General features: G+C 23.3%; 17 protein-coding genes and 1 pseudogene. 7 read left to right on the top strand and 11 right to left on the bottom strand.

The window, feature by feature from the left end:
- The 7 genes from LUA84_RS00075 to LUA84_RS00095 all read left to right on the top strand — a co-directional run.
- Window positions 1-243 (top strand): hypothetical protein (locus LUA84_RS00075; protein WP_231433868.1); only part of this gene is annotated, 243 nt, incomplete at its 5' end.
- Window positions 243-608: a toprim domain-containing protein gene (locus LUA84_RS00080; protein ID WP_231433869.1), complete on the top strand. Its 366-nt coding sequence runs from the start codon at window positions 243-245 to the stop codon at window positions 606-608. The genes LUA84_RS00075 and LUA84_RS00080, both read left to right, overlap by 1 nt.
- A 230-nt stretch (window positions 609-838) precedes the next feature.
- Window positions 839-1,354: a DNA topoisomerase gene (locus LUA84_RS03880; RefSeq protein ID WP_256443561.1), complete on the top strand. Its 516-nt coding sequence runs from the start codon at window positions 839-841 to the stop codon at window positions 1,352-1,354.
- Window positions 1,351-1,749 carry a DNA topoisomerase gene (locus LUA84_RS03885; protein WP_256443562.1) on the top strand — a complete coding sequence of 133 codons (399 nt, stop codon included), beginning with the start codon at window positions 1,351-1,353 and terminating at the stop codon, window positions 1,747-1,749. The genes LUA84_RS03880 and LUA84_RS03885 overlap by 4 nt, the downstream gene beginning before the upstream one ends.
- The gene (locus tag LUA84_RS03890; protein ID WP_256443448.1) at window positions 1,701-2,021 is read left to right on the top strand and encodes a DNA topoisomerase; all 321 of its coding nucleotides are present in this window, start codon (window positions 1,701-1,703) and stop codon (window positions 2,019-2,021) included. The genes LUA84_RS03885 and LUA84_RS03890 overlap by 49 nt, the downstream gene beginning before the upstream one ends.
- 665 nt (window positions 2,022-2,686) lie before the next feature.
- Window positions 2,687-3,220 (top strand): phosphatase PAP2 family protein, encoded by a 534-nt coding sequence (locus LUA84_RS00090; RefSeq protein ID WP_231433870.1) that lies wholly within the window; start codon window positions 2,687-2,689, stop codon window positions 3,218-3,220.
- A gap of 66 nt (window positions 3,221-3,286) precedes the next feature.
- Window positions 3,287-3,862, top strand: a complete 576-nt coding sequence (locus tag LUA84_RS00095) for a hypothetical protein (RefSeq protein WP_231433871.1) — start codon at window positions 3,287-3,289, stop codon at window positions 3,860-3,862.
- 47 nt (window positions 3,863-3,909) lie between these two features.
- On the opposite strand, the gene tmk is transcribed toward LUA84_RS00095, so the two are convergent.
- The 11 genes and pseudogenes from tmk to LUA84_RS00130 all read right to left on the bottom strand — a co-directional run bounded on the left by tmk (window position 3,910) and on the right by LUA84_RS00130 (window position 8,403).
- Complete coding sequence (tmk, locus tag LUA84_RS00100) at window positions 3,910-4,482, bottom strand: dTMP kinase (protein ID WP_231433872.1); 573 nt, start codon at window positions 4,480-4,482, stop codon at window positions 3,910-3,912.
- A 22-nt stretch (window positions 4,483-4,504) separates the two neighbouring features.
- Window positions 4,505-4,696, bottom strand: a complete 192-nt coding sequence (locus tag LUA84_RS00105; protein WP_231433873.1) for an MBL fold metallo-hydrolase RNA specificity domain-containing protein — start codon at window positions 4,694-4,696, stop codon at window positions 4,505-4,507.
- On the bottom strand, window positions 4,662-5,303 hold the full coding sequence (locus LUA84_RS00110) for a hypothetical protein (protein ID WP_308112643.1): 642 nt from the start codon (window positions 5,301-5,303) through the stop codon (window positions 4,662-4,664). The genes LUA84_RS00105 and LUA84_RS00110 overlap by 35 nt, the downstream gene beginning before the upstream one ends.
- 234 nt (window positions 5,304-5,537) lie before the next feature.
- Window positions 5,538-6,047 carry an MBL fold metallo-hydrolase gene (locus tag LUA84_RS04550; protein WP_308112644.1) on the bottom strand — a complete coding sequence of 170 codons (510 nt, stop codon included), beginning with the start codon at window positions 6,045-6,047 and terminating at the stop codon, window positions 5,538-5,540.
- A pseudogene (locus LUA84_RS04910) lies at window positions 6,038-6,283 on the bottom strand (hypothetical protein); the annotation flags it as partial. The gene LUA84_RS04550 and the pseudogene LUA84_RS04910, both read right to left, overlap by 10 nt.
- 191 nt (window positions 6,284-6,474) lie before the next feature.
- Window positions 6,475-6,858 (bottom strand): Ntn hydrolase family protein, encoded by a 384-nt coding sequence (locus LUA84_RS00120; protein WP_256443449.1) that lies wholly within the window; start codon window positions 6,856-6,858, stop codon window positions 6,475-6,477.
- 29 nt (window positions 6,859-6,887) lie between these two features.
- The gene (locus tag LUA84_RS04915) at window positions 6,888-6,995 is read right to left on the bottom strand and encodes a hypothetical protein (RefSeq protein WP_457913309.1); all 108 of its coding nucleotides are present in this window, start codon (window positions 6,993-6,995) and stop codon (window positions 6,888-6,890) included.
- Window positions 6,996-7,047: 52 nt separating this feature from the next.
- Entirely contained in the window at window positions 7,048-7,443 is a 396-nt protein-coding gene (locus LUA84_RS04920; protein WP_457913310.1) for a hypothetical protein, read from the bottom strand.
- On the bottom strand, window positions 7,379-7,642 hold the full coding sequence (locus tag LUA84_RS00125) for a hypothetical protein (protein WP_457913276.1): 264 nt from the start codon (window positions 7,640-7,642) through the stop codon (window positions 7,379-7,381). The genes LUA84_RS04920 and LUA84_RS00125 overlap by 65 nt, the downstream gene beginning before the upstream one ends.
- 38 nt (window positions 7,643-7,680) lie before the next feature.
- Window positions 7,681-8,085: a DUF5915 domain-containing protein gene (locus LUA84_RS04925; protein WP_457913311.1), complete on the bottom strand. Its 405-nt coding sequence runs from the start codon at window positions 8,083-8,085 to the stop codon at window positions 7,681-7,683.
- A gap of 15 nt (window positions 8,086-8,100) precedes the next feature.
- The gene (locus LUA84_RS00130; RefSeq protein ID WP_256443565.1) at window positions 8,101-8,403 is read right to left on the bottom strand and encodes a class I tRNA ligase family protein; all 303 of its coding nucleotides are present in this window, start codon (window positions 8,401-8,403) and stop codon (window positions 8,101-8,103) included.
- Window positions 8,404-8,446: the final 43 nt, after the last annotated feature.

An 8,446-nucleotide genomic window follows, 5' to 3' on the forward strand; every position in this document is an offset into this window, starting at 1 on the left:
ACAGAAACAGGTCTATATTCTAAAAGTTATGGGGAAGAAAAAACTAGATATGGATATATTGAAGAGTTAATAAAAAATATAAAAGAAATATCTCCTGATATTCGAGTATTTATTTGGACATTTGGAGATATTGTAAATGAATGGAAGAAAAAAGTAGGAAGATTTGGTATTTGTTATGATGAAAATAATATTGAAAAAAAGATATGCGAAAATTATATAGAATTATTTAAGAAATATAGTTAATGTTAATAATAGCAGAAAAACCTTCTGTAGCTAGAAAGATTTCATCATTCTTATCAAATAATAAATATAGAACAGTAAGATTTTCAAAATATATATATTATTATTATTTTAATCAAGAAAAAAGAAATATATATGTTGTTCCTTCAATAGGTCATTTATTTACATTATCTGATTTAGATAGAAAATATGATTATCCTACATTCAATTCTAGATGGGTTCCATCATATTTTGAGGATAGAATTATTGCAAAAAAATATTATATTGAGATGTTTAGTAAATTTAGAAATGAGAATGAGATAATAATTGCAACAGATTACGATATAGAGGGAGAATTAATAGGTTATAATANNTTAAATATGTATTAAATAAAGAAAATGCAAATAGAATGATATTTTCTGCAATACATATAAAGATATAGTAAGGGCTTTTAATAATAGGAAAGAAAGTTTAAATTTTGGTTATATATATGCTGGAGAAACTAGACATATAATAGATTGGTTATATGGTATAAATTTATCTAGAGCATTAACAAAGCTCTATTTTATTATACAAGGAAATTTGTTTTAAAGCGTATTGGAAGGGTTCAGGGTCCAACATTAATGTATTAGTATTTAATAGAGAAAATGAAATTGAAAACTTTAAACCTGAAGAATATTATAAAGTTGAAGCTTTGATTATAAAGGATGATAAAAAATTGAAATTTTCATATATAAAAGATAAAATAAAGGATAAAGATGAAGCAAATAAAATAAAAAATAGTGTTGAGAAATATTTAATTGTAATTAATGTAGATAAAAAAGAGGAAAAAGTAAATCCTCCACATCCATATAATTTAACAGATATACAGATGGATGCATATAAATATTATAAAATTAGTCCAAAGAGGACTTTAGATATTTTGCAATCTTTATATGAAAAGGGTTATGTATCATATCCAAGAACATCTTCTCAAAGATTACCTGAAACAATTAATTTTAGGGAAATATTGTCAAATTTATCATCAATAAATTCTTATAAGAAATATATAGCTCCTTTATTGGCAAAACAAATTTTAAAACCAAATAATGACCTAGGGATGATGTACATCCTGCAATATTCCTACAGGAAATAAACACAGAATATTTAGAATATAAGGAAAAATTAATTTATGATTTAGTAGTTAAAAGATTTATTGCAACCTTTTATGATCCTGCAATATTGTATAAAATAAATGTTATTACAAAAGAAAATTTTGTTTACAATTATTATGATATAAAATATAAAGAATTGTTAGATATTTATTGGGAAATATATATGAGCAACTTTATTTCTTTAAAATTTAATATAGGAGAAAAATTGTTAGTAGATAAAGTTAATATATTAAAGAGAAAAACAAAACCNNNNGCAACATATAATAAAGCTTCTTTGGTTAAAAAAATGGAAGAATTAGAATTTAAACAAAAAGTACAAGGGCAGATATGGTTGAAATATTATTTAAGAGGAAATATGTTGAGGGAAGATCAATAAAAATAACTGAATTAGGTAAAAAAATTATTGAAATATTTGAGAAATATTATCCAGATATTTTGGACATAAACTTTACAAGAAAAATGGAAGAAAATTTGGAAAAACTAGAAAATAAACCTGATATAAGCTTAAAGGAAAAAATAATTGAAGAAAATGTGGAAATAATAAAAGATTTATCTAAAGTTATGAAGGAAAATGAGAAAAAAATTGGTGAAGAATTGTATAACTTTATTAAAGATTATTTAAATAAAAGAAAATTAAAAAGTAATTGATAAAATTTATAAATAACAACAAAACCAAAAATTAAATGCCACCAAAAGAAAGAAATATACTTCTTATTTATATATTATATTTTATGACATATGAAATATATATTTTATATTGACCGTATGAGACAAAAAAAGAATTGGAAGAATTAGGAGCAGATATACCATCATTTATACTATATTTCATACCAATAGTAAATATATATTGGTTATATAGATATACAAAAGGATGGGNNNATGTTACTAAGAAAAATGAAGGCAATGCAATAGTATACTTTATATTATTTCTGTTCCTTGGTATAGTTATGCCATATTTAGTTCAAAAGAGTTTAAATCAAATAGAAAGGAATTATAAGAGGCAACAAATGATGAGACAGCGTATGTCACCACAGTATTATCCAGGATATCCATATCATCAGAGACAACAATCCCCAGGATATTCAAATTATCCAGCAGGTCAGTTTAGAATGTAGTTTTTAATTTATCAATTATTTAATTTTCAATATTTAAAAGAGGAATAAAAAAGAGAATTTTAAGTTTTATATACCTACTTTGAAATTCATAAGTTTTAGATAATGAGATAATGTTTATAAAGTATAGATTGTAGGTAAATTATACTCCTTTGGATGAACTATAAATTACAAAAAAATTGCGATTCATATAAAAAATTTATGGACAAGGATCTAATATTCTTCAATAAAACGTTTATGATTGATTATAAAATATCGGAATTTTTTTACAATAAATTAAGAGATAAATTAAATCTTGTTTATGTAATTGATACAATTTCATATTTAATAAAACTATCTTTTGTTTTATATATAATATTTTTAATTAATTTTAGTTATATTTTTCTTTTCATTATATCTACAGCAATAACTTATTTGTTAAAATTAATAGTTAATAGAAAAAGACCATATTATTACTTTGATAAAAGATTTGCTATACTAGTCTATGAATATCATTCTTTTCCAAGTGAGCATACTGTTATTGCAACATTATCCTTTATAATAACAGGAAACATTTTAGTGTTTATAGCTCCAATATTAAGAATTATTACTTTAAAACACTGGTTATCTTATTCAATATTTGATATAATTCTTTCTTTCGGTTTTTACATATTTTTTAGTTCTTTCATTAATTTTTCTGAATTATATAATTTATTGATTAGTTATATTAAAATAATTAAATATTTAGATTTTTAATTTAAATATTGTTTTTTATAAAAATTTTTTATAAAAAATATTATAATGTCAGGAGATATACAGAAAATGTTTCAAAGTGAATATAATAGAAATCTTGATGAAATTATAAAATTTTCAGATATTTTATCAAAAACATTAATAAATTACCTCCTTGATGGGGAAATAAAAAATACTATTATAGAAGATCAATCTTATGATTCAACAACTATTAAATATATCGGAACTGCATATTCAAGAGAACCTTCTTTGGGAAAAAATATAGAAATTATAAGAAAATTAGAGGGTATATTGACTATAGAAGGTGAAAAGCTAGTTTTAGAATTAAAAAAAGGAGAAATTAGAAATAAAAAAACATATATTAAAAGATATGAAAGAGAAGCAGATGACCTATATAGTTTAAAAAAATTGAGAGAAAAAGATGAAAGATTGGCTTTTTCTATTGAGTTTTTAAAAAATCAATCATATCTAGAAGGTATTGATATACGCGAAGCAGAGATAAAATATAATATACTAACTGGTGAATATAAAATTAGAGTATGTGGAAAGATGATTGAGCCACGTTCATCAGTTGATTTATTAATAAAAGAAAAATGCTTATATTTTGAAAATAAAAAACAGTTAACTGATCAATATAATATATAGTAAAATTATCAAAAAATATTATCTTTCTATTATATTTAATATTTTATTCAATATTCTTCAGGTTTTTCTTCTCCATTGATATAAATTATATTATCTTCTGGAAATAAATCCTTTAATTTTAGGAAATTTTCTCTTACTTTTTTTAAGAATTCAATATTTTCATAACTTGAAATACTTTTACCCCTTGAATTTATTCTCTCCATTGCAATTTTTGGATCAATATCTAATACAAAAGTAATATGCTGTTTAATTATATATTTTGATATACATTTTAACCATTCAATATCTATTCCTTCATATAAAATTTGATAAGAAAATGAAGAATAAATACTTCTATCAGAAATAATAATATAATCATCATTTAAATATTTCTTTAAATCAATGTTTTTTATACTTCTATCTGCAGTAAATAATAAAGCTAGTAAATATCCATAATCCAAATTTTTTTCATGTTCTTTTAAAATTATTTCCTTTATTTTTTTAGATAAATCTTTATCATATGGCTCTTTCATCAATATTAGCTTATTATACTTTTTAGATAATTCATTATATAACAAATTTGCAATTGTTGTTTTCCCTGATCCATCAATTCCTTCAATTGCAATATATTTATATTTCATTTATTTTTCTTTTAAAAAAATTTTATAATCTAATTATATCACCATTCTTTGGTGCATATGGATATATTCCAAACTTTCTATATATTTTAGATGCTAATTCATATGGTTTTGGAATTTCACCATGTACTACTATAGCTTGTTTTGGTTTTGGTCTTAAATATTCAATAAAAGATATTGATTCAAAATGATCTGCATGATCCTGAAAAACCTTCATATTTATTTATTCTCATTTTTATATTTATTTTTCTATCATTCAATACAATTTCTTTTTGTCCATCTAATATTGTTCTACCTAAAGTACCTTGTGCCTGATATGAAACAAAAGCCAATAAATTCTTTTCATCTTCTGCAGCATAACTAAAATAATCCACTATAGGTCCTCCTTGCATCATACCAGATGTTCCAATTATTATTGAAGGTTCATTAGATGTCATAATTTGTTCTCTTTCTTTTTTACTTGCTCTTATTACATTTTCTCTCTCAAATGGATTTTTTCCAGATTCTATTTTTTCTCTAATTTCTTTACTTAAAAATTCTGGATATGCTGTATGAATCATTGATGTTTCCCAAACAATTCCCTCTAAATATATATTTACTTCTGGTAACATTTTATTTTCAATTGCATTTAATAATGTTAATAAAACATCCTGCCCCCTTCCAACTGCTAATACTGGTATTAATACTTTTCCTCCTTTTTCAATTGTTTCCTTTATATCATGAATAAATAATGCTTCAGTTTCCTCTCTTGATGGATGTTTATCATTAAATCCTCCATATGTGCTTTCAATTATTAATGTTTCTAATCTTTTGATATAATGTATTTGGTCTTTCTAATAAAGGAATTTTATTAAATTTATAATCTCCAGTATATAATATATTATGTTTTCCTTCGATATTTTATGAACCANNNAAGATCCAATTATATGATTTGATTATGGAATGATATTTTTATATCACCAGTTATATCAGTTACTTCAGAATAATTTAATGTAATAGAATGTTTTAAAAATAATTTAATTTCCTTTGCTGTAAATATAGGATTTTTGCTCTGTGTATTACTTACTTTTACGATAATCTAATAAAACCAAAGCTGCAACATCCCTTGTTGGCTCTGTCAAATATACAGGTCCCCTCCATCCAATTCTAAATAAATATGGAACAAATCCAACATGATCTAAATGGGCATGTGAAATAATTACGGCATCTAAATTTTGTATATCAAATTCAGGAATATTCAATGTTGGATTTCTATCTTCTGAATAATTTCCTGCACCCAATCCACAATCTAATAAAATATTACTTTCTTTTGTTTGTAATAAAAATGAAGATCTTCCAGCCTCCCTTCCAGCACCTAGAAAAACAATTCTATAATGATCTAATCTTTGTGTTTTTCTTTCCAGTATTTCTTCTCCAATTTTATTTAAAAATTCAGATTTATATAAAGAATTTTTATGTAAATATGTCCTAATAACATTTATTATTTTTGAAGATTTTAATGGAGCCCTTTGTATTATAATATTACATAGTGTTTCTTCTCTTAATTTATTAATTAAATTTAAATCAATTTTTTCAGGTTCATAGGTTTAATATATAATACAGATCTGTATTTTTCAAGATATATATCTTTTATTTTTATTCCATTTAATATTTCTTTTACTTTTTCCTTAATATATTCCTCTCCCTTTAATAATTTTGGATTTATCCTTATTTCAATCCTTTTCTTATATTTTTGTGCTAGATTTTTTCCTATTTCAATTCCTTTTATAAATAAATCTACATTGTTTACATATATAACTATCTTTGGTCCTTCAAGATTATCTTATTTATGTCCTTTGATTGGAATTCTTTTAATAATTCTTCCTTAACATTCATCATAAATAATGTAAATACCTTTTATACTTAAGTATAAATTTAAAAAATTATTTTTTCTGTAATTCTTCCTTTATCTCTAAAAGCTCCTTCTTCAATCCTTCTTTTGTTAATGTCCAAATTTCAATACCATATCCAGAATCCCAAATCTCTTTTTATAGCAGCCAATATTGCTTTTTTTGCTAATTCTCTTGCTTCTTCCTCATTCATATTTTCTTTATATTCTGTTTCTAATACACCTAGAGCAAATACCATTCCAGAACCTGTAGATATAAAGTCATCAAATTTTTCTAATCCTCCAGCTTCATCTATTGAATATATATGGTAATCATCATTATCTTTTCCAACAATTATTACTTCTGAAAAGAATGGGAACCATTTATAATAATTCATCAGGGATGCTAGAAAACTTGCAGCTTCTTCTGCAGTTGGTTCATTTTTTGATCTTAAATATTTTAATTTTAGGTTTGCTTGTAATATTTTTACTAAAGTTTGAATATCTTCCAACCAAACCAGCAGCCCCCATTAATATATTATCAGTAATTGATATAATTTTTGTGTTTTCTTATGATTACCATCATTCCTGCTGTTGTTTGTCTATCTGATGCAATTAATACTCCATCTTTAAATTTTATTGCAACAATTGTTCACCCAGATGTCCGTCATAGTTCTATTATAATGAAATATATTTATAAGCTATTTCTTTGCATATTTTTTTATTACTTTTTCTTGGAATGAATTTAATACATAATCTACGGTTTTCTTAATTTCATCAAAACTATTAAATTCACCTTTTAATCCTGGGCATACAAATTTTCCATTTTTAAATACATTAAATTTTACTCTATAATTCTCGGCTACATCAAATACTACAGTAACAGCTGGGAAAGCCTCTGGATTATATTGAGAATCTGGTATTTCATCTGCTAGTCTTACTATATCTATATTATCATAATCAAATTTTCCATTTACAACAATATTCTGTACCTTTATTTTATAATCTTTTGGTAATTCTATATCAATTTGTTTAAATAATTCTCTTAATTTTTCTGCAACATATTCTATATCTTCTAATCCTTTTATTCCAGATATATTCTATTGTTCCACTATTAAATACTAATGCTTTAACATTTTCTTCTTTATTTCCACTTTCTTTTAATGGTATAATTAATCCAGGAAATGTTTCTGGATCGTATTGAGCATAAGGAATTAGATTTGCGATTTTATCTAATGGCAACTTTACGTTATAATATATTGTAACAACGGNNNTGGAAATCTCCAATGTAACCATTTTTAATAAATTTAATAAAAACTTATAAAATATTTAGCTTATAAAATATGTTCATTTACATATATCCTTTCTACATTGTTTAGACCTTCATTAGAGTCCTTTATTATTATTATAGTATCAGTATCCTCTTCTAACATGTCTTTATATTTCTTTATTATATTTAGTAGCTTTTCATCAGCATATATTTCTATANNNGCTTTTTGACCCTTTCTTAATTTGTTTTCCTTTCTTATATCTTGTAATCTCCTTCTTATTTCCCTATATAGCCATTCTTCTTCTAATTCTGGATAATATTTTGTATCAAATCCTATTTTTAAAATTCCATAATCAGATTGTGCATTTATGTAATCCTTTTCTACATTATCAATTTTTATTTCTTTTACATTTAGATAATCTTTTAATAATTCTACAATATCACTATTATTTAGAATATCAAATAAAATGTTTCCATCTTCTTTTTATAAATATAGTGTTTTTAATNNTCTTCTTATATTTATATTTAGAATATTTCTTAATTTTAATGCATTTTCAACAATAGTATTAAATAGTTTATATTCTTCTTCTATTTTTTCATCTATATATTGTTCCTCAAACTTTTCTAGTTCTTCTAGTATTATTGATTCTCCTNCCAATCCATATAAATTTCTTAATTTTTGATAAATATACTCGGAAATAAATGGAATTATAATTGATCCAATATTTATTATATTATATAGAGATTTATATATTACAAATAATACCTTATCAGGTTCTTTCTTTATTCTCTCTCTCTGTCCCTTTTATCATAAAATCTTGACAATTCTA

This window comes from Candidatus Nanopusillus massiliensis (assembly GCF_920984865.1).

Bases quoted from the DNA above. Each gene is read 5' to 3' on its own strand.
- LUA84_RS00090 (WP_231433870.1), top strand. From the start codon at position 2,687: ATGGACAAGGATCTAATATTCTTCAATAAAACGTTTATGATTGATTAT.
- LUA84_RS00105 (WP_231433873.1), bottom strand. From the start codon at position 4,696: ATGAAGGTTTTTCAGGATCATGCAGATCATTTTGAATCAATATCTTTT.
- tmk (WP_231433872.1), bottom strand. From the start codon at position 4,482: ATGAAATATAAATATATTGCAATTGAAGGAATTGATGGATCAGGGAAA.
- LUA84_RS03890 (WP_256443448.1), top strand. From the start codon at position 1,701: ATGGTTGAAATATTATTTAAGAGGAAATATGTTGAGGGAAGATCAATA.
- LUA84_RS00095 (WP_231433871.1), top strand. From the start codon at position 3,287: ATGTTTCAAAGTGAATATAATAGAAATCTTGATGAAATTATAAAATTT.